The organism is Teredinibacter haidensis, from assembly GCF_014211975.1.
GTDB lineage: Bacteria > Pseudomonadota > Gammaproteobacteria > Pseudomonadales > Cellvibrionaceae > Teredinibacter > Teredinibacter haidensis.
The window spans coordinates 637,901-662,700 of sequence record NZ_CP060084.1 but is presented as its reverse complement, the minus strand read 5'-3'; the positions used below and the strand labels follow the sequence as shown (position 1 = coordinate 662,700).

The window sequence follows — 24,800 nt, the reverse complement described above, 5'->3', positions numbered from 1 at the left end:
TCAAACTATTCTGTGATGAGTTTTCCTCGACCGATTAAATCTTGAATAATTGCACTTTGATCACCACCAAAAGCACTTACAAGATCAACACCGCTAAGCTCTATGCTTTGGTCTTCCATCGCACTATTGTAGATTCCATTGTCGAATCCGCCACTGGAACTAACATGGATAATAGTATTGCCCCCCTGGATTTCGACGTAAAGGTGTTCCGTTAAGGAGGACTCTGTTTCGTCAATTAATAGATCGCGTAAATCGAGCGCATCCCCAGTACTCGAATTATCAAAATCAGTAATCTGATCATGCGCAGGTACTCCCATAGTAGCGCCATCCGCTAATTCCCAAGCGAATACATCGGCTCCCAGCCCACCCGTCAAGAAGTCATCACCGGCTCCACCGACGATAAGATCTGCACCATCACCGCCATCCAAGGTATCACCTCCGGCGCCTCCGGCGAGTGCATCTTTACCGGCTTCCCCGATTATTGTATCTGCATCGTCACTACCGATAAGTATCTCGTCACTTTCGCTGCCTGTAATCGTCACACCGCTGACAAAACTTACGTCAGCAAAACTTGAGTCTGACAAAGCACCATCAGTCACTGTATATTCGAAGCTCGCATCTACATTATCGTAATTCGCATTATCGTTATTAATGGCCATATACAGCTCATAATTCCCGGAGCCTGTATCAGTAGTAGTGATTTGCACGTAATAATCTCCACTGCTGCTTGCGACAAACCCTCCCCAAGGCTGGCCGTCATTATCAATGTTTTGGATAAAGAATCCATCTCCGTCGTACACCGCCATTTGCACCGCAATACCCGCGTTATCTATATCGAACCAGATGTTTTCTCCCTCGGCCAAACGAAGCTGTAACCAGTCTTCGTCCGCTGATTCATCTCTTGAGAGACTACCGTAGTAAGCTGCGCTATAGCTGTAGCCCTCTACACTAAGTCCCGCCAGTGCACTGCCATCGCTGCCGAACAGAGAGCGATCGGTAAAATCGACAGCCGTTGCACTGCTATTGTTCAACGGTCTCACATCGGAATCTTCGGTGGGTTCATTTTCTGCGTAGGCAACAGTACCGAAATCGTCTTCACTGAGTGTTAGCCCTGCGAAGCTGGAGGTGCTCGGCCCAGGCCCGGAAATTAAGCCGTTTAAAGCATTTCCAACAAAGGTAACGGAACCTCTTTCGGTCACCATATCGTTATGTAACAAGGCCGCATCGGAAACCGTGAATGTACCGTCCTGGCGATTACTGATTATCGTATCGCGGTTTGCATCCAGAGCAGGGCTGTATTCCAGATTAATGGTGAGATCGGCCGTAAGGCTGTCACCGTCACCGTCTACAGCCGTGATGGTGAAGACTTCGTGCTCTCCCATAATGGCACTATCAACTTCTACGCGATAATTGTAAGCGCCAGTGAGGAAATCCACAGAAAGTGTACCGCCGAGAGCCGTTGTAATAGCAATGTTTTCCAACACGCCGGGGATATAGGTATAGGTCACCTCATCTACAACAACACTATTGATATAACCACCATCGGCACCCACGAAGAACCCACTGGATCCATCCCCCTCGAGTATGGAAATAGATCCGCTAACCACACCGGAATCCAGTGTCGCCAACAAAGTGTCGGCAAGATCATTGGCATTAGCCACCTGGATAGCATAATCGTCAGTGCCGTTGCCATTACTATCCAGATTTGGGTACGCAATCGGCTCAAGTGAGTCAACCGATACATTACCAACCCCGATACCAAAGGAAATATCGACATTGCTATTATCAAGAAAGGTTTCCCAGCTGGACTGTAACGTAGCATCGACCCCATAGCCCCAGGTGGGCTCTCCATCGGAAATAAAGTAAACCAGAGTTTTACTGCCCTCTGGCGGATTAAAACCCTCCATTACGCCGTTGAGCGCCGTACTATATCGCGTGCCACCTGCAGGGTTTATGGCACTTAAGTAATCCATCGCACCATTGATATTATCGTTGTACCAGTCTGAGTTCGTCACATCAGTAGAGAAATCAACAATTTGGATATTCACATTGCCAACATCGTCGTATGAGTTGAACAGCTGACTAAGCGCGTCACGCGCGATATCGATGCGTACCTGGGTGGGGTCGAAACCGTAATTTCCACTACCATTACCATTCACGTCCCAGCCCATACTGCCCGACCTATCCAGCACAACAACAAGGTTATAGGTGTCGACTTCACTAGAGGCTCGAATAGTGGTTTCTATATCGCCGCCCACCGGCGCATCATCGACGAAATTGATGGTTAAATCGGCGGAAGATCGATTGGATCCATCATCCAAGGTGTAGCTGAATACCTCGTTTGAAACATCACCAGCAAGATTGTTTTCAAGAATAGTGTATTGGTAATCACCTGCTCGAATGCCGTTCACCAGATCATCCTGAGTGTAAACAACCAATTGGCCCTGGCTTAAGGTTGAGGTAACGGTAATCACTCCGGCTCCATCCGGCGTGTAAGTTTCTGCACCAAACACAACTTCCTGGATGGAAGAATCGCTATTAAGGCCTTCGTCGTTATCCAATAAATTGCCTGATGAAACAGGTGATTGCGAACCAAATTCGGTTCCATTAAACAGTGCAGATTCATAAGCGGTGTTGTTATCGCTAATAGCAACCGGCACTGGATCATGTCGAAGCGTTAAATCAGCACTACTTTGGTCGCCATCAGAATCTTCAATGGTGTAGGTGAAACTTTCTGTAGGATGCACATCGGGTGTGTAAGTTGCACTGAAAATATTGTAGTCATCATTGTTGTCGTTGGTGGTAAAAACAACGTACCTAAAGGGCGCTCCCGGGTTGATACTGACTTCGGTTGTGCCGCCAGAGAAATTTGCAGTATCCACCTCGTTCATGCCTTCATCATAGGCATACCATCTCCCTCCATCGTTATTCTGAACGTCGCCCAGGGTAAAGGTCGCAGTAAGCGCATTCTCATTCAGCTCTAACGCAATAGCTTCGCTACCATCAATCTCAGTTCGATCATCGCCACCACCACGGGAGTTCAAACCTAATCCGTTGCCATCACTATAGGTGATATCGTCCGTACGGTTTGCCGCCCCTAAGTTCAGCACACCTTCGCGCTCGAATACTGTTCCTGAGTTAAAGCCGTAAAGCGTAACTCCAGCATTTTCCCACGACGCAGTATTACCGCCACCCACAGTCACCAGCGGCAGGGATTGCGTGGAAGCGTAGCTGTACGAACCGTTTTGGTTAACAGTGAGCGTTCCATAATCGGCATCAATCACCAGATCACCGCTGCCGTCAAATCCGCTATAGATATCGCCATTGAATTCGACGGAGATAACCTGGCTCGCATCTGAGGCGAGCGCGTCGGCACCGCTGCCATCACCACCAATCCCCGAAATAACATTACCGCTGGCTGTCTCTCCGAAGCCAACACTGTCGTTATCATCAGCCGCAATCGGGGCGGTATCCGAGACATCAATGGTGACTGCGGTCCATGCAGAGCTTTGGGCGCCATCCGATGCGCGATAGGCAAAGCTGTCTGGTAACGTGCCAGCTAAACTATGATCCAAGGACACCGGAGCAACATAATCGAACGATCCATCACTAAACAAGGTAACTGTGCCGCCCAATGCAGTTGTTACCGTATTGGTGCCATCCACTAACGCTGAGCTACTACCCGCTATATCCGTCGCAAATTCTATAGCGCTAATTGCGCTCCCTTCTGGATCACTATCATTTACAAGCACGCCCGCCGCTGCAGTGACGCTTAAGGTTGAACCTTCCACCGCCGCATAGTTTTCTGTGTTCGTAGCAGGTGCGTCATCGATGCGGGTAATATTACTGGTATCGGAATCACCCACAGAAACAGCATCTGCTGTCACTTCCACCGTAATATCCAACGACGCTAAGTTAAGTACATCATTGTTAATGGCATCGATACCCGCTTGTGTCAGCTGAACCTGATTACCCACCAAGACAAAATAACCATCACTGTTATTGAGTAACTGATGGCTGAGTGAATCACCACCAGGGTCACTGGAGACAAAGGTGGCGATTACATCGCCCGCAAACAACGATTCCTCTGTAACGTCGACAGCCGTTACAGAGATCTGAGGAGGGAGGTCAACAATTGTCGTAGCTGCTGGGGTGTTGTCCACCAACAGGTTTTCGAAGTTCCCACCACTGGTTCCGCTGACGGTAACACTCGCACTACTGCCACCACCGGCAACAACATCAACCGTCCCAGTAATAGCGCCTGCAGCAATCGTAATAACTGCGCCATTGCTCAAATTAACTGTTGTGCTGGTAGCTGCGGGGTTATCCAATGTCGCCGTATAGGTAATCATCCCCCCTTCATTCACGCTTTCAGTAGCGGTGAGCGCAATATTCGTTATATCCGTATCGTCCGCAATTAACGTTGTAACGAGAGTGGTGTCAGGCACCAAATTTTCGAATTCTCCGCCCGTCGCAGATACGATCGCAAGAGCTACAGAATCACCACCAAGATAAACATCATCACTCGCGGCAATATCGAGTTCACCCGCTGTGCTGCCCGCAGCAATATTGATTACTGCACCGTTTGTTAAAGTTACAGTTACAGGTGATACAGCAACACTATCCAAGGTAGCGGTATAGGTAATCACTCCACCTTCTGTAACATTCGGTGTGGCCGAAAGCGTCAGTGAGGTGATATCGCTATCATCTGTAATGACGGTACTTACAGCGCTTGGATCGATTTGCAGGTTTTCAAAATTACCGCCGGAAGCCGCTATTATATTGACAGAAACATTCCCGCCACCGAGGTACTCATCGTCACTGGCATTTACGGTCACTGTCCCAGCTGTATTGCCAGCACTGATAATAATAGTTTCACCGTTGCTCAGCGTTACCGACACCGGCGTCTGCGACTCACTCGTCAGACTCGCCGTGTAGGTGATCTCCCCGCCTTCAACAACACTAGGGCTCGCCGTCAAACTCACCGTGGTAATCGTTAGCGTGTCAGTAATTATCGTACTTGCAGGAGTAGTTTCGATAACCACATTTTCGAAGTTGCCGCCCGAGGTACTGTCGATTGAGGCCGAAATATAATCAACATCCAGGTAAACGTCTTCGTCTGCAGCGATCACCATATCGACTGTGCCAGAAATATCTCCAACCGCAATGGTAATGGATTGTCCATTGGTTAAATTGACAGTCATCTCCGTCTCGGTTGGGTGGCTCACGCTCGCCGTATAGGTGATCACCCCGCCCGCTTCGCTTATCGAGGCCGTCGCTCCCAGCGAGACCTCCGTCTCGTCGAGTGTGTCGGTGATGCTGATCGCTAACGCCGTGTCGCTGTACGTCAGCTGTTCAAAGTTGCCATCGCTCGCGCCGGTGATGACGTTGCTTAGACTGCCCGCATCCACGTAAACGTCTTCATCCGCCGCAACCGTGTATGCCAGCTGCCCTTCCGTCGCCCCGTCGGCAATCGTGATCGTCCCCAGCGTGGTTTCTACCGTGGTCGTGCCCTGACTCGCACTCTCCAGCGTCGCCGTGTAGGTGATCACCCCGCCCGCTTCGCTCAACGTGCTGACGTCGGCACTCAGGCGCACCTCCGTCTCGTCGAGTGTGTCGGTGATGCTGATCGCTAACGCCGTGTCGCTGTACGTCAGCTGTTCAAAGTTGCCATCGCTCGCGCCGGTGATGACGTTGCTTAGACTGCCCGCATCCACGTAAACATCTTCATCCGCCGCAACCGTGTATGCCAGCTGCCCTTCCGTCGCCCCGTCGGCAATCGTGATCGTCCCCAGCGTGGTTTCTACCGTGGTCGTGCCCTGACTCGCACTCTCCAGCGTCGCTGTGTAGGTGATCACCCCGCCCGCTTCGCTCAACGTGCTGACGTCGGCACTCAGGCGCACCTCCGTCTCGTCGAGCGTGTCGGTGATGCTGATCGCTAACGCCGTGTCGCTGTACGTCAGCTGTTCAAAGTTGCCATCGCTCGCGCCGGTGATGACGTTGCTTAGACTGCCCGCATCCACGTAAACATCTTCATCCGCCGCAACCGTGTATGCCAGCTGCCCTTCCGTCGCCCCGTCGGCAATCGTGATCGTCCCCAGCGTGGTTTCTACCGTGGTCGTGCCCTGACTCGCACTCTCCAGCGTCGCCGTGTAGGTGATCACCCCGCCCGCTTCGCTCAACGTGCTAACGTCGGCACTCAGGCGCACCTCCGTCTCGTCGAGCGTGTCGGTGATGCTGATCGCTAACGCCGTGTCGCTGTACGTCAGCTGTTCAAAGTTGCCATCGCTCGCGCCGGTGATGACGTTGCTTAGACTGCCCGCATCCACGTAAACATCTTCATCCGCCGCAACCGTGTATGCCAGCTGCCCTTCCGTCGCCCCGTCGGCAATCGTGATCGTCCCCAGCGTGGTTTCTACCGTGGTCGTGCCCTGACTCGCACTCTCCAGCGTCGCTGTGTAGGTGATCACCCCGCCCGCTTCGCTCAACGTGCTGACGTCGGCACTCAGGCGCACCTCCGTCTCGTCGAGCGTGTCGGTGATGCTGATCGCTAACGCCGTGTCGCTGTACGTCAGCTGTTCAAAGTTGCCATCGCTCGCGCCGGTGATGACGTTGCTTAGACTGCCCGCATCCACGTAAACATCTTCATCCGCCGCAACCGTGTATGCCAGCTGCCCTTCCGTCGCCCCGTCGGCAATCGTGATCGTCCCCAGCGTGGTTTCTACCGTGGTCGTGCCCTGACTCGCACTCTCCAGCGTCGCCGTGTAGGTGATCACCCCGCCCGCTTCGCTCAACGTGCTAACGTCGGCACTCAGGCGCACCTCCGTCTCGTCGAGCGTGTCGGTGATGCTGATCGCTAACGCCGTGTCGCTGTACGTCAGCTGTTCAAAGTTGCCATCGCTCGCGCCGGTGATGACGTTGCTTAGACTGCCCGCATCCACGTAAACATCTTCATCCGCCGCAACCGTGTATGCCAGCTGCCCTTCCGTCGCCCCGTCGGCAATCGTGATCGTCCCCAGCGTGGTTTCTACCGTGGTCGTGCCCTGACTCGCACTCTCCAGCGTCGCTGTGTAGGTGATCACCCCGCCCGCTTCGCTCAACGTGCTGACGTCGGCACTCAGGCGCACCTCCGTCTCGTCGAGCGTGTCGGTGATGCTGATCGCTAACGCCGTGTCGCTGTACGTCAGCTGTTCAAAGTTGCCATCGCTCGCGCCGGTGATGACGTTGCTTAGACTGCCCGCATCCACGTAAACGTCTTCATCCGCCGCAACCGTGTATGCCAGCTGCCCTTCCGTCGCCCCGTCGGCAATCGTGATCGTCCCCAGCGTGGTTTCTACCGTGGTCGTGCCCTGACTCGCACTCTCCAGCGTCGCTGTGTAGGTGATCACCCCGCCCGCTTCGCTCAACGTGCTGACGTCGGCACTCAGGCGCACCTCCGTCTCGTCGAGCGTGTCGGTGATGCTGATCGCTAACGCCGTGTCGCTGTACGTCAGCTGTTCAAAGTTGCCATCGCTCGCGCCGGTGATGACGTTGCTTAGACTGCCCGCATCCACGTAAACGTCTTCATCCGCCGCAACCGTGTATGCCAGCTGCCCTTCCGTCGCCCCGTCGGCAATCGTGATCGTCCCCAGCGTGGTTTCTACCGTGGTCGTGCCCTGACTCGCACTCTCCAGCGTCGCTGTGTAGGTGATCACCCCGCCCGCTTCGCTCAACGTGCTGACGTCGGCACTCAGGCGCACCTCCGTCTCGTCGAGTGTGTCGGTGATGCTGATCGCTAACGCCGTGTCGCTGTACGTCAGCTGTTCAAAGTTGCCATCGCTCGCGCCGGTGATGACGTTGCTTAGACTGCCCGCATCCACGTAAACATCTTCATCCGCCGCAACCGTGTATGCCAGCTGCCCTTCCGTCGCCCCGTCGGCAATCGTGATCGTCCCCAGCGTGGTTTCTACCGTGGTCGTGCCCTGACTCGCACTCTCCAGCGTCGCCGTGTAGGTGATCACCCCGCCCGCTTCGCTCAACGTGCTAACGTCGGCACTCAGGCGCACCTCCGTCTCGTCGAGCGTGTCGGTGATGCTGATCGCTAACGCCGTGTCGCTGTACGTCAGCTGTTCAAAGTTGCCATCGCTCGCGCCGGTGATGACGTTGCTTAGACTGCCCGCATCCACGTAAACATCTTCATCCGCCGCAACCGTGTATGCCAGCTGCCCTTCCGTCGCCCCGTCGGCAATCGTGATCGTCCCCAGCGTGGTTTCTACCGTGGTCGTGCCCTGACTCGCACTCTCCAGCGTCGCTGTGTAGGTGATCACCCCGCCCGCTTCGCTCAACGTGCTGACGTCGGCACTCAGGCGCACCTCCGTCTCGTCGAGCGTGTCGGTGATGCTGATCGCTAACGCCGTGTCGCTGTACGTCAGCTGTTCAAAGTTGCCATCGCTCGCGCCGGTGATGACGTTGCTTAGACTGCCCGCATCCACGTAAACGTCTTCATCCGCCGCAACCGTGTATGCCAGCTGCCCTTCCGTCGCCCCGTCGGCAATCGTGATCGTCCCCAGCGTGGTTTCTACCGTGGTCGTGCCCTGACTCGCACTCTCCAGCGTCGCTGTGTAGGTGATCACCCCGCCCGCTTCGCTCAACGTGCTGACGTCGGCACTCAGGCGCACCTCCGTCTCGTCGAGCGTGTCGGTGATGCTGATCGCTAACGCCGTGTCGCTGTACGTCAGCTGTTCAAAGTTGCCATCGCTCGCGCCGGTGATGACGTTGCTTAGACTGCCCGCATCCACGTAAACGTCTTCATCCGCCGCAACCGTGTATGCCAGCTGCCCTTCCGTCGCCCCGTCGGCAATCGTGATCGTCCCCAGCGTGGTTTCTACCGTGGTCGTGCCCTGACTCGCACTCTCCAGCGTCGCCGTGTAGGTGATCACCCCGCCCGCTTCGCTCAACGTGCTAACGTCGGCACTCAGGCGCACCTCCGTCTCGTCGAGCGTGTCGGTGATGCTGATCGCTAACGCCGTGTCGCTGTACGTCAGCTGTTCAAAGTTGCCATCGCTCGCGCCGGTGATGACGTTGCTTAGACTGCCCGCATCCACGTAAACGTCTTCATCCGCCGCAACCGTGTATGCCAGCTGCCCTTCCGTCGCCCCGTCGGCAATCGTGATCGTCCCCAGCGTGGTTTCTACCGTGGTCGTGCCCTGACTCGCACTCTCCAGCGTCGCCGTGTAGGTGATCACCCCGCCCGCTTCGCTCAACGTGCTGACGTCGGCACTCAGGCGCACCTCCGTCTCGTCGAGTGTGTCGGTGATGCTGATCGCTAACGCCGTGTCGCTGTACGTCAGCTGTTCAAAGTTGCCATCGCTCGCGCCGGTGATGACGTTGCTTAGACTGCCCGCATCCACGTAAACATCTTCATCCGCCGCAACCGTGTATGCCAGCTGCCCTTCCGTCGCCCCGTCGGCAATCGTGATCGTCCCCAGCGTGGTTTCTACCGTGGTCGTGCCCTGACTCGCACTCTCCAGCGTCGCCGTGTAGGTGATCACCCCGCCCGCTTCGCTCAACGTGCTGACGTCGGCACTCAGGCGCACCTCCGTCTCGTCGAGCGTGTCGGTGATGCTGATCGCTAACGCCGTGTCGCTGTACGTCAGCTGTTCAAAGTTGCCATCGCTCGCGCCGGTGATGACGTTGCTTAGACTGCCCGCATCCACGTAAACATCTTCATCCGCCGCAACCGTGTATGCCAGCTGCCCTTCCGTCGCCCCGTCGGCAATCGTGATCGTCCCCAGCGTGGTTTCTACCGTGGTCGTGCCCTGACTCGCACTCTCCAGCGTCGCTGTGTAGGTGATCACCCCGCCCGCTTCGCTCAACGTGCTAACGTCGGCACTCAGGCGCACCTCCGTCTCGTCGAGCGTGTCGGTGATGCTGATCGCTAACGCCGTGTCGCTGTACGTCAGCTGTTCAAAGTTGCCATCGCTCGCGCCGGTGATGACGTTGCTTAGACTGCCCGCATCCACGTAAACATCTTCATCCGCCGCAACCGTGTATGCCAGCTGCCCTTCCGTCGCCCCGTCGGCAATCGTGATCGTCCCCAGCGTGGTTTCTACCGTGGTCGTGCCCTGACTCGCACTCTCCAGCGTCGCTGTGTAGGTGATCACCCCGCCCGCTTCGCTCAACGTGCTGACGTCGGCACTCAGGCGCACCTCCGTCTCGTCGAGCGTGTCGGTGATGCTGATCGCTAACGCCGTGTCGCTGTACGTCAGCTGTTCAAAGTTGCCATCGCTCGCGCCGGTGATGACGTTGCTTAGACTGCCCGCATCCACGTAAACATCTTCATCCGCCGCAACCGTGTATGCCAGCTGCCCTTCCGTCGCCCCGTCGGCAATCGTGATCGTCCCCAGCGTGGTTTCTACCGTGGTCGTGCCCTGACTCGCACTCTCCAGCGTCGCCGTGTAGGTGATCACCCCGCCCGCTTCGCTCAACGTGCTAACGTCGGCACTCAGGCGCACCTCCGTCTCGTCGAGCGTGTCGGTGATGCTGATCGCTAACGCCGTGTCGCTGTACGTCAGCTGTTCAAAGTTGCCATCGCTCGCGCCGGTGATGACGTTGCTTAGACTGCCCGCATCCACGTAAACATCTTCATCCGCCGCAACCGTGTATGCCAGCTGCCCTTCCGTCGCCCCGTCGGCAATCGTGATCGTCCCCAGCGTGGTTTCTACCGTGGTCGTGCCCTGACTCGCACTCTCCAGCGTCGCTGTGTAGGTGATCACCCCGCCCGCTTCGCTCAACGTGCTGACGTCGGCACTCAGGCGCACCTCCGTCTCGTCGAGCGTGTCGGTGATGCTGATCGCTAACGCCGTGTCGCTGTACGTCAGCTGTTCAAAGTTGCCATCGCTCGCGCCGGTGATGACGTTGCTTAGACTGCCCGCATCCACGTAAACGTCTTCATCCGCCGCAACCGTGTATGCCAGCTGCCCTTCCGTCGCCCCGTCGGCAATCGTGATCGTCCCCAGCGTGGTTTCTACCGTGGTCGTGCCCTGACTCGCACTCTCCAGCGTCGCTGTGTAGGTGATCACCCCGCCCGCTTCGCTCAACGTGCTGACGTCGGCACTCAGGCGCACCTCCGTCTCGTCGAGCGTGTCGGTGATGCTGATCGCTAACGCCGTGTCGCTGTACGTCAGCTGTTCAAAGTTGCCATCGCTCGCGCCGGTGATGACGTTGCTTAGACTGCCCGCATCCACGTAAACGTCTTCATCCGCCGCAACCGTGTATGCCAGCTGCCCTTCCGTCGCCCCGTCGGCAATCGTGATCGTCCCCAGCGTGGTTTCTACCGTGGTCGTGCCCTGACTCGCACTCTCCAGCGTCGCTGTGTAGGTGATCACCCCGCCCGCTTCGCTCAACGTGCTAACGTCGGCACTCAGGCGCACCTCCGTCTCGTCGAGCGTGTCGGTGATGCTGATCGCTAACGCCGTGTCGCTGTACGTCAGCTGTTCAAAGTTGCCATCGCTCGCGCCGGTGATGACGTTGCTTAGACTGCCCGCATCCACGTAAACATCTTCATCCGCCGCAACCGTGTATGCCAGCTGCCCTTCCGTCGCCCCGTCGGCAATCGTGATCGTCCCCAGCGTGGTTTCTACCGTGGTCGTGCCCTGACTCGCACTCTCCAGCGTCGCCGTGTAGGTGATCACCCCGCCCGCTTCGCTCAACGTGCTGACGTCGGCACTCAGGCGCACCTCCGTCTCGTCGAGCGTGTCGGTGATGCTGATCGCTAACGCCGTGTCGCTGTACGTCAGCTGTTCAAAGTTGCCATCGCTCGCGCCGGTGATGACGTTGCTTAGACTGCCCGCATCCACGTAAACATCTTCATCCGCCGCAACCGTGTATGCCAGCTGCCCTTCCGTCGCCCCGTCGGCAATCGTGATCGTCCCCAGCGTGGTTTCTACCGTGGTCGTGCCCTGACTCGCACTCTCCAGCGTCGCTGTGTAGGTGATCACCCCGCCCGCTTCGCTCAACGTGCTAACGTCGGCACTCAGGCGCACCTCCGTCTCGTCGAGCGTGTCGGTGATGCTGATCGCTAACGCCGTGTCGCTGTACGTCAGCTGTTCAAAGTTGCCATCGCTCGCGCCGGTGATGACGTTGCTTAGACTGCCCGCATCCACGTAAACATCTTCATCCGCCGCAACCGTGTATGCCAGCTGCCCTTCCGTCGCCCCGTCGGCAATCGTGATCGTCCCCAGCGTGGTTTCTACCGTGGTCGTGCCCTGACTCGCACTCTCCAGCGTCGCTGTGTAGGTGATCACCCCGCCCGCTTCGCTCAACGTGCTAACGTCGGCACTCAGGCGCACCTCCGTCTCGTCGAGCGTGTCGGTGATGCTGATCGCTAACGCCGTGTCGCTGTACGTCAGCTGTTCAAAGTTGCCATCGCTCGCGCCGGTGATGACGTTGCTTAGACTGCCCGCATCCACGTAAACATCTTCATCCGCCGCAACCGTGTATGCCAGCTGCCCTTCCGTCGCCCCGTCGGCAATCGTGATCGTCCCCAGCGTGGTTTCTACCGTGGTCGTGCCCTGACTCGCACTCTCCAGCGTCGCCGTGTAGGTGATCACCCCGCCCGCTTCGCTCAACGTGCTGACGTCGGCACTCAGGCGCACCGTGTTTGTAGCTGGAGCTTCCGTAATGCTCGTAACAACTTCACCACCAACAATCGATACCCCTTCAAAGTTGCCGCCCGATACATTGCTGATTGAAATGGTTTCCGTGGAGGATGAGGGGTACGTCGCATCGCTGCTAGTGAGAGTAATAGAACCCGAAGCTTGCCCAGCTGCGATTGAAATTGTTTGGCCATTTGAAAGCTCTACTGTCACATCGGTTTCTGCGATGTTGTCGAGAGTTGCGCTATAGGTTAAATCTTCACCCGCAATAATGGATGCAGGACCCGCAAGGTTCAGCGTTGTTTGGTCACCATCATCTACTACCGCAGTTTCAAACGGTGAGGTATTAACGTGAATCGCAGGGAGATTGTCTCCCGCAATGGAGGCTATTGAAGCGCTGATGGTTGTGCCGTTTATATAAACGTCATCGTCTGCCGTTATGCTCGCTTGACCGCTTGTCTGACCGGCGGCGATGGTGATGACAAGCCCAGTGTCGAGCGTAACCTGTAATGGTGTATCTATCGCTTCACTCAAAGTCGCCGTGTAGGTTATCGTCTCGCCCTCCGCAACCGTTTGCTCGGCAATTAACGAAAGCTGTGGAACCTGGTTGACTTGCGTGACGACGGGTACCGTATCAATAACCAGGTTTTCAAAACCGCCACCGGATGTTTCTGTAATTGCGACAAGAACTGAACCAACATTAACTGTTGGCGTAGCAATGCTGGCCTGCGAAGTTCCCGCAGCTATTGTGACAATTTCACCATTATCTAGGCTAACCACCAGATCACTATTCGTCGGATTATCCAGGGTCAGCGTGTAAACAATCTCCTCACCTTCCGTGACCACGTCACTTGCACTCAAACGCAGCGTAGTAGCATCGCTATCATTAACTACCGTCGTAACAACACGATCAGCACTCACATTGAGCGCTTCGAAATTCCCACCCTCGGCACTTACAATGGTGGTGCTAACCGTATTTTCAGTTATGTAAACATCGTCAGTAGTGGTGTACGTAACCGATCCTGAGCTTGCGCCGGCAGGAATGACAATCACCAGCCCGTTTTCAAGGGTGATTGTCATATCGCTGGCCGCAGCGTTATCAAGAGTGGCCAGATACGTCACTGGCTCGCCCTCAATTACGCTTTCTGTTGCCGTAAGCACCAGATTGGTGTTGCTGTCATTGTCCAGAATCTCTGTTGTAGTGGAATTAACCAGCAACCTTTCAAAATTCCCGCCCGTAGTGCCAACTATTGACGCGGACGAAAATCGGTTATCACCAAGATATACGTCATCCTCAACCTGCATCTCTACAGTACCGCTAGTACTGCCCGCTGAGATGCTAATAACACCACCATTATTCAGCGTTACAGTCAGATCGCTCGCAGCAGGACTATCCAGTTCTGCGGTATAGGTTATCGTGCCACCTTCAACCACCGACTCAGATGAAAAAAGGTTCAAAGTGGTGGTATCCACCACATCCTCAACCGCAACCACGGCAGGTGATGTATCAACAACAAGATTTTCAAAACCACCGCCCTGTGCGCCAAGAATTGTGGCAGTTGCTTGACTATTTCCCGCATAAACATCATTTGGCGCTGAACCCACAACGCTCGCCGTTGACTGGCCACTCGGGATCGTAACTTGCAGCCCGTTATCCAAAACAACCACCATGTCTTCAAGCGTGGGCTGAGCAACGCTTACGGTATAGGTGATATCGCCGCCCTCCGACACAATGGCGGTAGCGCTCACCTGCACCTGGGTTATATCGGCATCATCATTAATCGCAGTCACCACAGGCGTGGTGGATACATTCAGGTTTTGCAGGTCGCCGCCACTCACGTCGGAGATAACGGTGCTAACGCTGTTTCCGCCTAAATACACATCATCCGAGGCGGTAGTTTCCGCAAAGCCGGAGGTTTCACCTGCAGGAATAATGATAACCAAACCATTACCCAGGGTTACGTTCATATCACTTTGGGTGGGGTTATCCACCGTGGCCGTATAGCGAATCAACTCGCCCTCGGTGACGACAGCGGGTGCCGATATTGATAGATTTGAGCTGGAAAACAGCACCCCAGTATCATCTGCAGTGCTGAAATCCAGATCGTCAATATCAGGAGCAACCAGTGTCTCGGTATTGATCTCAATATCGGGTAGCAATTCTACGATGCGCGCTAGGCGCACAAATCCATGCCCTTCATCCGCTGGCCCCCCGCCTGCGGCAGTTTCTTCAAGAACCTCACTAAGGTCCACACCACTTTCCAACGCTTCGAGTACGGCGGCCACATCGTCACTTTCGATGGCGTTTTCATCTGCCACAGGGCCTTTATATGCCAGTAAATCTGGCGTAATGGCCACCTCCCCAGCTTCAGCCACCACAATCCTGTTACCGTCATTTAATGCGAGCTCGACGTTGCCACTACTACCGGTAATGATGATGTCATCTTCGTAAATGACATCCCCAGGTTTAAGCTCACGCAGCTCGCCAGTAGCATTTTTTGCGTAGTTAACGCCGGAAACAGAGACGACTGTTGCAATAGGGTTCATAAGTGATCCTGGGTCTAATCGGTAGTAGTAAGCAAAAACAGTTTTAACGAGCTAAGCCTAGCCCAATAGAAACGCCACTAATTGTACTAAAGGGCATATCTCTTAGACTAATTTAGGATAGATGGGCGGGAAATTTTAATATTATTGAGACGAAGCGCCAATTCGACGCGATTACGTACATCTAGCTTGCTAAATATTGAGCTAATGTGCGCCTTTACGGTTCTTTCTTTAATGTTAAGTGCGGTGGATATTTCTGCGTTGGTGGCACCGTGAGCAACTAATTGGCCCACAGCGATTTCTCGCTGACTAAGTATGCCTTTAAAACGTTCAACCCCCTGCTTTTTTGGGTCATTTTTCTGCTGGGAGCTTTGGCCTAAACCAGCCATCACTCGTTTGAGTAGCTTATTCCCAACCCAAAGGCCACCGTGATTAACCACCAACACCATTTCCTGCAGTCGGCTGGGGGCAGACAGTGTATGCCCATAGCCCACAGCACCAGCTTTTATAACATCAATCGCTTCGTGCAAATTGGGGGTTGGGCTCAAAACAAATACTTTGCGACCTGTCGCCAGACACCTTTCTAGCCAACTGCGTTTTTCATCGCTTTTAAGATTCATATAATCGACAAAAATTAAGGCGTCATCAAACGCGTCAAAACGGGTCGGCAAGCCACAAACAAAAGACGAGCCGGAAAAGGCTTCTTTCCAGTTGGGCAGGAGTTGTGGCGCAGAACTAACAAACAGGGGAGCTTTCATTCTTCAGTCAGTGCGTATTGTTTGGCTCGCAAGAGTGGTTTGAGCATGTAAGCCAATATTGTCTTTTTACCCGTCAACACATCTACTGTTGCGACCATTCCGGGGATAATCGGCTTACCCTCCCCCAAGCTGGATTCGAAGGTGCGTACTCTCACAATATAAAACGGGTTTCCTTTGTCATCCGTCACCGTATCGGCGCCTATGTGCTCCACCTTGGCGTCAAGCCCGCCATAAACAACAAAATCGTAAGCGGTAAATTTAACGTTTGCCAACTGCCCAGGATGTAAAAAAGCAATATCCTGGGGCTTAATGCGCGCCTCCAACAGCAAGCTATCATCCAAGGGGATAATTTCGACAATCTCCTTGCCTGGTAACACCACACCGCCAATGGTGTTGTAAAAAAGGCGCTTAATTGTTCCTCGCACCGGGGAACGCACCGAGGTTTGCTTTACACGATCGCTTAAACCGGAGGACGCTCCCTCCAGCACGCTAAGCCGAGCCATGGCAATGGACATGCCCTCGCGAATATCATTTTTGAAATTCAGATCCACTTCCAAGTACTTTTGCTTAGCTTCAACAATCGCAGATTTTAGCCGACGAATTTGTGCTAATGCCTGGTCGCGCTCACCGATCATGTTGGCCAGATCTCTCTCCAGACGCAACAATTCCACTTCAGACACGGCACCTGTAGCAACCAACGGACGGGTTACAGCAAGTTCTCGCGACGCCAAACTATAGGTTTTCACGGCCCGATCACGCGTGGCTTCAGCCTCTTCGAGTTCCTGCTCTCTCTGCGTAATCTGCTGTAGGGCAATTTGTTTGAGCACCTCTAACTCTTGCTGGCTGGTCTCAAAAAGCCGCCGCTCATGCTCAACCAGCCCGGGCGCGGCTGTTTCGAGTTCACTACCGGGAACAAAATCAGTGCCCTCCACAACCGCCCGCAGGCGAATAACTTTCGCTTTTAGCGCTAATAGCTCTGCGTGACTCTCCTGTAGGGTGGACTGAAACCGTGTGGCATCAAGTTTAACCAGTAACTGATCCCTTTCGACAATATCACCTTCTCTCATGCGAATATCGGTGATAACACCACCATCGAGCGACTGCAGAATCTGCACCTGCTGAGAAGGTATGACCTTGCCTTCCCCCCGAGTGACCTGGTCAATTTCCGCAAAAGCCGACCAAACGATCAACGCAACTATCGAAGAGCAGAGCGTGTAGAACATGACACGTGTTTTTATCGGATTTTGTTCAACTTGAGCACGATCAGCGCTGTCTTCCCACGTCAAAGAATCGGCTTCATCCGGGGCGGTATCAATGGCCTCCAGGATTTTTTCGAGCGGCTGCGCAGCAATATCTCTAAGGCGCCTTTTGTTTTCCGAGCCGCCATCAGGCGTTGCTGGCTTAGTCATGAAGCCTTTCCTATGCGGCCTTCCCGTAATGCGCTGGCGACACTGTCTCGCGGACCATCTGCCACCACTTGTCCATTGTCGATCACAATTATGCGGTCAACCCAGCCCAACACCGAGGTTCGGTGAGTCGCCACGAGGACGGTTTTGCCTTCGCTAAACTCTTGAATTTTATTGTTAATCCAGGTCTCTGTAGAATGATCCATTGACCCCGTTGGTTCATCCAGTAGTAACACCTGAGGGTCGTGGACAACCGCCCGCGCCAGCGCAATCGATTTTCGCTGGCCCCCTGAAATGGAGTCACCACGCTCACCAATAACCATGTCGAAACCGTTAGGGTGGGTATTAACAAAATCGCCCAAGTTGGCGAATTCCGCTGCGCGAATAACGTCTTCATCTTCAGCCTGTGGGTGCGCAAGTACGATGTTTTCACGCAAACTGCCGTAAAACAATGTCACATCTTGTGCGACATAACCGACCTGCTGACGAAGCTCAGCCAAATCGAGCTGCCTTACATCGATGCCGTCCACCAATACCGCACCCTCAGTGGGCTGGAACAAGCCAATCGCCAAACGTTGCAAACTGCTTTTTCCAGAGCCAACACGACCAATGAAAGCCACATGTTCTCCGGGCTCTATACTAAAAGAAACATTTTTAAGCGCAGGGACTTCACTGCCAGGGTACGTAAAAGACACGTTGCGGAATTCGATTTTGCCCTTTAATTTTTGCCTGTGAACCAAACGCGCATCCGGATTTCGCTCAACGGGCGTCTCCATAATTTCATTTAACGAAGAAAAGGCCGTGCGTGCGTGGTGATACTGGGTAAGCAAACCCGCGATGCCACCAAACGGCGCCATGGCGCGTGCACTTAGCATCGTGCTGGCGATCAAACCGCCCATCGACAATTCGCCGGCAGTGATCAGGTATACACCACTGATAATCACCCCTATTGTGACCCACTGCTGAACCCACATCACTAGGTTAACATTCGACGATGCCAGTAAACGAAGTCGTATCGATACGCGAGCCAAGAACGTTGCAGACTGTTCCCAGCGTCGTTGCATAATACCTTCTGCTGCCATCGCCTTTACGGTGTCCAAGCCAACGAGACTTTCAATAAGCGTTGCATTGCGTAGAGCACTCGCCCGATAGGTTGTCTCGGTAAGCTCTTCCATCTTGGCCTGTGTAGTGAGCGCAAAAAGTACAATAACTGTCATGCCAATCAAGGCCGGTAACGCCATTGGCCCTGCAATCCAAAATATCAGAATTAAAAATATAAGAGTGAAGGGTAAATCGATAACCGCCGTAATAGTCGCTGAGGTGATAAAATCGCGTATGGTTTCAAACGAGCGCAAATTTGCCGCAAAAGATCCCGCAGATACCGGACGCGACTCCATGCGTAAGCCTAATACCCGCTCCATGATTTCCGCCGACAGGCGAATATCAATACGCTTGCTGGCAAGATCCAGATAATACCCACGAATAGTACGCAATATTGCATCGGCAATCACAACAATCGCAACCCCAATGGCCAACACCCACAGTGTTTCAACAGCGCTGTTGGGTATTACGCGATCGTACACATTCATCGTGAACAAGGGTAACGCGATGGCCATTAAATTAATAAAAAACGCAGCGATCAAAACATCACGGTAGAGACTAAAGCTCGCTCGAAAGCTACTCCAGAACCAATGCTGTTGTGTATGATTATTTTTTAGTTCCGGGCTGCGTTGATCGAAACGAAATCTCGGACGAGCAAAAATAACACGTCCTAAATACTGGTCTTCAAGCTCCTCAGCGCTTATATCAACCGCCGCATCACCCAGCTCCGGAAAAATAACCGTGGCGCCTTTTTGTTCAGAAAAACGCAACAGCAGGCAAGCCTGATTATCTCGCAGTAACAAAACGGCCGGAAGTAACGATGGATTAATGTGACTAAGCGTTTTTTTATGGATTTTGGTCGTCAGACCAATGCGATTAGCCGCGCGCGAAAACAGCTCGGGTTCGAGGCGAGCATTTTTAAGCGGCAGCCCCGCCGTCAACGATTCGCGAGTAGTAACTTGCCCGTGAATTGCTCCAAGAATCAATAAGCAATCGAGGAGTGAATCGACTTTACTCACGCATTCCTCCCCCCGCAATCAGTTTTTAGAGGAATTGGGTTCAGAATGGCCATCCTGGATCGTATAACTACCTTTTCCACTCTCTAACACCAACTCCACACGCCGATTGGTTGCGCGGCCAAGCTCTGAATCGTTACGAGCAATCGGGCGAATTTCACCAAAACCAACAGCAGAAAGCCGACCTTTCGCGCTACTGCACTGCTGAATTAACGCGGCTCGTACTGAATTTGCACGAGCCTGTGACAGCTCCAAATTGTAATCATCCGATCCAAGTGAATTGGTGTGCCCCTCAACCACGCCACGGATATTTGGATTCTCACATAGAAAAGAGGCCGCGCGTTCAATTTCCGGCCCGTTGACTAGACCTAAGCCTGCAGATTGATGGTTGAATTTAATATCCAGTCGCATCACTTCCCTCTGGGCCAGCGGTATTGACTGAAAGTTTCGATCACCCAGAATTTTGTTTTTATCAAAATCAATACTTTGCATTACCGGCGATTCTGCTGGGCACCGGGCCTTTAATGACTCTTCCTGGCTCAAATCCAAATCGTCAAAAACTTCTTTATCCAAACTGTCAACCTTCAACGCATAGAGAAAAGTACCCATTCCTACCATGGTGCGTACTTTCGCCAACACTAAGGCATACCGTTCATTCACTAACGTGCGATTTACCTCAAAAAATTCATTTTCGGTATCGAGTAAATCCAAGAGCGTTCGCTGACCAATATCAAATTGGTTTTTGTAGGCCAGACGCGCACGCGCTATTGCATCAACATTTTTTTTCAAATACCCAATAAGGGTTTCTTTACTGTAAATATCGTTGTGTGCAATAGCGACGGTTTGTCTTACCTCGCGGCAAACTCTGTTTCGCGTGTCCACCGCTTCATACATTAAATATCTGGATTGCTTACGCCTGGCTTTATCGCTTCCACCGTTGTACAGGTTGTATGAGAGCACGAGTTCAATGGCTTCTTCATCGTATTCACCAGGAAAGCCACGGGTATTTTCGTCAATCTGCTTTCGCAACCTAAGATCCAAACGAGGCATCATAGGGGCCGCTTTTCCCTTTAAGTCTGCCCGGGCAGCACGAATGTTTTCAATCGATGCATTCAACTGGGGGTTGGAATTAAACGCTCGTGTTAGGGCATCTTTGCGTTGTGACGGAATCGTTGTTTCAGGTAATTCAGGCTGCTCCATTAACATACCAGGGAAGGTGCCAACCAACCTCTGATAGCGCGCAGAAACATCGTAAAGATTAGTGGTCTCAGTCAGTACATTGGATTCGGCGAGAGCCAATCGTGCTTTAGCCTGCTCTAGATCCACCCCACGTCCAATCCCCGAGTTCGCCCGGTCTTCAATATCCTTGTGGTAACGGACATGCTGGAAATAGTTTTCTCTGGAAAGATCAACCAGCTCCCGATAACGTAAAACATCCAAGTAAGCCTGGGCCGTTTCCAGTGCGGTTTCCTCGGCAACCTGCCTGAACTCGTAGTAACGCGCAAGCTTGATAAAATTTTGCTTGGCGACATCCTGTTTAGTCGCAAAGCCATCAAACAGCATTTGCGTCATAACAAGCTGATAGATCTTGGTGTCATAAGACTCTTCTATCTGCTGGGGGTCTTCTGTTCTCTCTTTTCCATGCTCTAGCGTCAAATCCAGCTTTGGCAGATACCGCCCTCGCGATGCTCTAACGCCCTGGTTAGCCGCTTCAAACGCATTCCATGCCGCCTGAACACCAGGATTGCTGATAGCAGCTTGCGCTACAGCACCTTTTAAGGTGTGTTTTTCTAGCGCTTCAGATGCGGAATAGGGGCTGAAAAGGCCCAAGGAGAGGCAGCAGAATGCTGTTAGTAAACGTATCATTATTTGGACTGACATCTAGTGTAGTTGTCTCTTGATCTCATTAAACTCCCATAGTTTAACCTAGCAACTCATAAACCGGGGGCGATTTTTCATTAAAAACAATATGTTATTGGGGTTTTTACTAAGAAAATAGTACTACAGCCCTCTTATTCTGAGAGTTATATCCCACTCTAGCCTAATTTCAGAGGTTCATACCTGCATTTTTTCGGCAGAAAATCACCAGAGGTAAACAGCTTCTGTGTAAGTGCCACGAGGCACTTTTCCCAAAGCAGCGGGAGAATGGCGCTCTACCTTTTCTTATCGGCAAGATATGAATAAAACCGAGGGCAAGGGCTGCATTGAGACAAAAACACTAAAACCTCATGGCCAAGAACGTTACCCTGTTTACCTTAACCACGCTGGAGGACGTTAGTTTCCCCACGCAACCAACTCCCTACAGCCGACGGATTGTACATGCTTCCTCGAAAGTCAGCCATATTAGCGTTTTCACACACAATAGACCGCACTATCAAAAAACCGGCTGTCGTATCTTCCCCAATATCAGAAGTGATCGACACCATATAGCCCTTTTTATAAATGAAAGCGGAGAAGCCGTCCGGTAAACATCCCAATCTACAGGCGATATCTCCAGCATAGTCGATAACGTTACGGCTCACACCAAAAGCATGACCGAATTTATTGCGACCTCCGCTGAAAAAAATTTATGTCAACCGCAACAAGGAAACCTCTGAGCATGTTATTTGAAAGACCGAGATTTATCGAAGGTTTTGGGGAAATCCGATTTATCCTCAGATCATACAGAATGCAGACTGGTAAAGTGAAATCATGAAGGAGATAGCCGCCAATATCGACGCCCCCGTAGCTGCAGCACTCAAACGTAGAGCAATGATAACCAGAGGAAGATAAATGAAGCATTTGATAAATAGTTAAAATCGGAGGTCGCGAACAATAAAATCCTAAACATTATCCGCAGCGTCGAGCACGATATTGCTTCGACTCAGATTGAGCGTTTCTATATAGAGATTGTTCTGAGCTGTTCTAAACCGCCAAGCATAATGGCAGCGGATTACTTTTAAAGCGCTCCACACCACGACTTTCTACAGCCTGCCAAAGGGCTTTAATAAGCTCCTCTTTGGAGCCTTTTCTCTCCCATTCCCGGTCTTTAATCCAGCGGGCAATCGCCTTTGCAACATTGGGGTATTCCACCTGCGGGGCATGGAAATTATTTAACCAATCGGCAACGCTTTCCGAGTTCAAAGTATCCATCGTCATAGCCAAGCCCAGCTCTTCCATGGCCCTGGCGTTGGACAACTGCTCCAGCTGCCCAATTAGAGGTTTAACCAGTAATTTTTTACCCAATTGAACGGCTTCACTCGAAAGCTCAAAACCCGCGTTGCAGATAACACCACTGGCGGTTGCCAGATCGTATTTAAAACCGTCCCGCGATAAGGGCTTCAGCTTAATATGGCCTCGGCTCTCATATTCAGGGAAAGGCCCATAGTGGCAAAAGGTGTAGTCTTCGAAGGGCTCCAACAAACTGACCACTTGCTCACTGTCTTCAAAACCCAGGTATACCAGTATTTTCTTCTCGTCCACCGGATCATCAATATGATCCATATCGACAATAGGCGGCAAAATGGGCTGATTGAAATGGTGCCAGTGCAACCCCAGGCTTTCGCTGGCCGGTGCAAATAGCGCCATAATTTTGCGGCCCACAAAATTATGGCCACGTAGCGGAACACTGTGATTAAAAGCGTACTGGTGACCCACACCGAGACAGATCCGCCCCGCTCGCCTTGCAGCCCAAGCAGTTATTGGCTCAAAGTCGGTTACAATCAGATCGTAAGCATCCAGCTTTAGTTCGTTAATGTCACGCCACACCTGCCGTATTTTTGCCTCTTTTAATGTGCGCATGATATTAAGCTGGCCCGCGCTATGAAGAAAGGTTAAACCTTTATAGCAGCGCCAATCACCAAACTCTTCCATATCGAAATATTTTTCCCGCTCACGTCCAGAAAAAATATAATCCACCTCCACACCAAATTCGCGTAAATATTTATTCATAGCACGCGCACGGCTGATATGCCCGTTGCCAGTTCCCTGGACACCGTAAAGTATTTTCATGCTGTTTATTTTTGCTCTTTGTTTAGATAAGGCCCAGAATCAACAGGCAAATACTGTGGCCCAACAAAGCACCAGCCAAAATATCTGTTGGGAAATGTACCCCGAGCATAACCCTGGCAGAGCCTACACAGACAGCCCACGGATAGAGCACCCAGGCTAGAATTGGAAATGCCGATGAAAGTGCGCAGGCGACCAAAAAGGCAGCCGATGTATGACCGGAAGGAAAACTGAACTGATCGGAGGGAACCACCGCACTTTTAAAACCAGGAATTGCCACAGCTGGTCGGTTTCGGCGGAATGAAGATTTAAAAATGAAGTAGAAAATGCGCTCTACTAGAAACGCGAGCGCCATCAGCTTGGCCATAGCCCAGTTCTGCTGCAGCATAAAAACCGCGCCAATTACCGCATAGAGAGGGCCGTCCGCTGTACGCGAAACATAACGGCTAAGGCTCACCGCCAACTGACGGTGCTTTCGTCGTAAGCACCAGTCAAAAGTCATCAGATCAAATTGATGTATGTTCTGCAATAAACGCATGTAATACCCTCCGCATATAACCACGTTAATATCACAGCATGACAGCGATATGAGATTTACATGACGAAATGGTTACATAGAGTTTAATGCGTCAAAAATGTGTGCCCCCAGAAATATTCCCTGTAAACGGGAATTTGTCGATCAACACCATGACTGCTGCCCTGCAGGGTTTTCCAATAGTTCCCGAATATTCGCTTCGATAATACGGTAACCCACATTACCCGAAAGCTTTTGCCTACCCTCATTAAAAATCAACGTTGGGCTGGATTGAATACCCAAGTCCACAGAGTGATGCATGTTGCCACAAATCATCGAGTGAGCCCTGCCACTATCCACCGCCTCACGAATCACGGCAATGGGTAAGCCTGCCTGTTCGGTAATAGCCAACAATTCCATGCGGTTGGATATATCCCTCGCGTCCACAAAAAAAGCTTCGCGCACCTTCTGCATAAAATGAAGAAAAGAACCCGCTTTCGCCTCGCCGTTAGCTTCTGCCATTTTTGCCGCAGACAAAAACAGGTGGGCGGGCAGTGAAGATTGAGGTGTGTTTTTCACCCAGACATCCGGATGAATCGATACATGATCAAACTTATCGGCAACCGATTGTACATGGGAGCTATAGGCTTTAACCCCACCCCTGTGACTCCAATTTTTTTCAATTTTCCCCGGCACATCACCAAAGACAGGGAAAAAATGAAAGGCGACCTCCACCTTGTCGCCAAACTCGGATATCAGTTCGTCCACCCGAATCTGCGACACATAGGCCCATATACATAACACATCGGAAAAATGATCTATTTGGATTTTGGACACGT

At 52.5% G+C, this 24,800-nt stretch carries 8 protein-coding genes; all 8 read right to left on the bottom strand.

Features of this window, described 5'->3' with window-relative positions; all coding sequences use genetic code 11:
• Window positions 1–5 precede the first annotated feature (5 nt).
• On the bottom strand, window positions 6–15,182 hold the full coding sequence (locus H5715_RS02700; RefSeq protein WP_185906584.1) for an immunoglobulin-like domain-containing protein: 15,177 nt from the start codon (window positions 15,180–15,182) through the stop codon (window positions 6–8).
• A gap of 107 nt (window positions 15,183–15,289) precedes the next feature.
• A complete protein-coding gene (locus H5715_RS02695) occupies window positions 15,290–15,937 on the bottom strand; it encodes a response regulator transcription factor (protein ID WP_075186172.1) in 648 nt (215 codons plus the stop codon).
• Window positions 15,934–17,346: an HlyD family type I secretion periplasmic adaptor subunit gene (locus H5715_RS02690; protein ID WP_075186173.1), complete on the bottom strand. Its 1,413-nt coding sequence runs from the start codon at window positions 17,344–17,346 to the stop codon at window positions 15,934–15,936. The genes H5715_RS02695 and H5715_RS02690 overlap by 4 nt, the downstream gene beginning before the upstream one ends.
• Entirely contained in the window at window positions 17,343–19,463 is a 2,121-nt protein-coding gene (locus tag H5715_RS02685; protein ID WP_221892333.1) for a type I secretion system permease/ATPase, read from the bottom strand. Before H5715_RS02685 ends, H5715_RS02690 begins: the two co-directional genes overlap by 4 nt.
• An 18-nt stretch (window positions 19,464–19,481) precedes the next feature.
• The gene (locus H5715_RS02680; RefSeq protein WP_083608065.1) at window positions 19,482–21,341 is read right to left on the bottom strand and encodes a TolC family outer membrane protein; all 1,860 of its coding nucleotides are present in this window, start codon (window positions 21,339–21,341) and stop codon (window positions 19,482–19,484) included.
• A gap of 1,023 nt (window positions 21,342–22,364) precedes the next feature.
• Entirely contained in the window at window positions 22,365–23,450 is a 1,086-nt protein-coding gene (locus H5715_RS02675) for an MJ1255/VC2487 family glycosyltransferase (protein WP_075186176.1), read from the bottom strand.
• A 22-nt stretch (window positions 23,451–23,472) separates the two neighbouring features.
• Entirely contained in the window at window positions 23,473–23,985 is a 513-nt protein-coding gene (locus tag H5715_RS02670) for a phosphatase PAP2 family protein (protein WP_075186177.1), read from the bottom strand.
• Between the two features lie 141 nt (window positions 23,986–24,126).
• Complete coding sequence (locus H5715_RS02665) at window positions 24,127–24,798, bottom strand: DsbA family oxidoreductase (RefSeq protein WP_075186178.1); 672 nt, start codon at window positions 24,796–24,798, stop codon at window positions 24,127–24,129.
• Window positions 24,799–24,800: the final 2 nt, after the last annotated feature.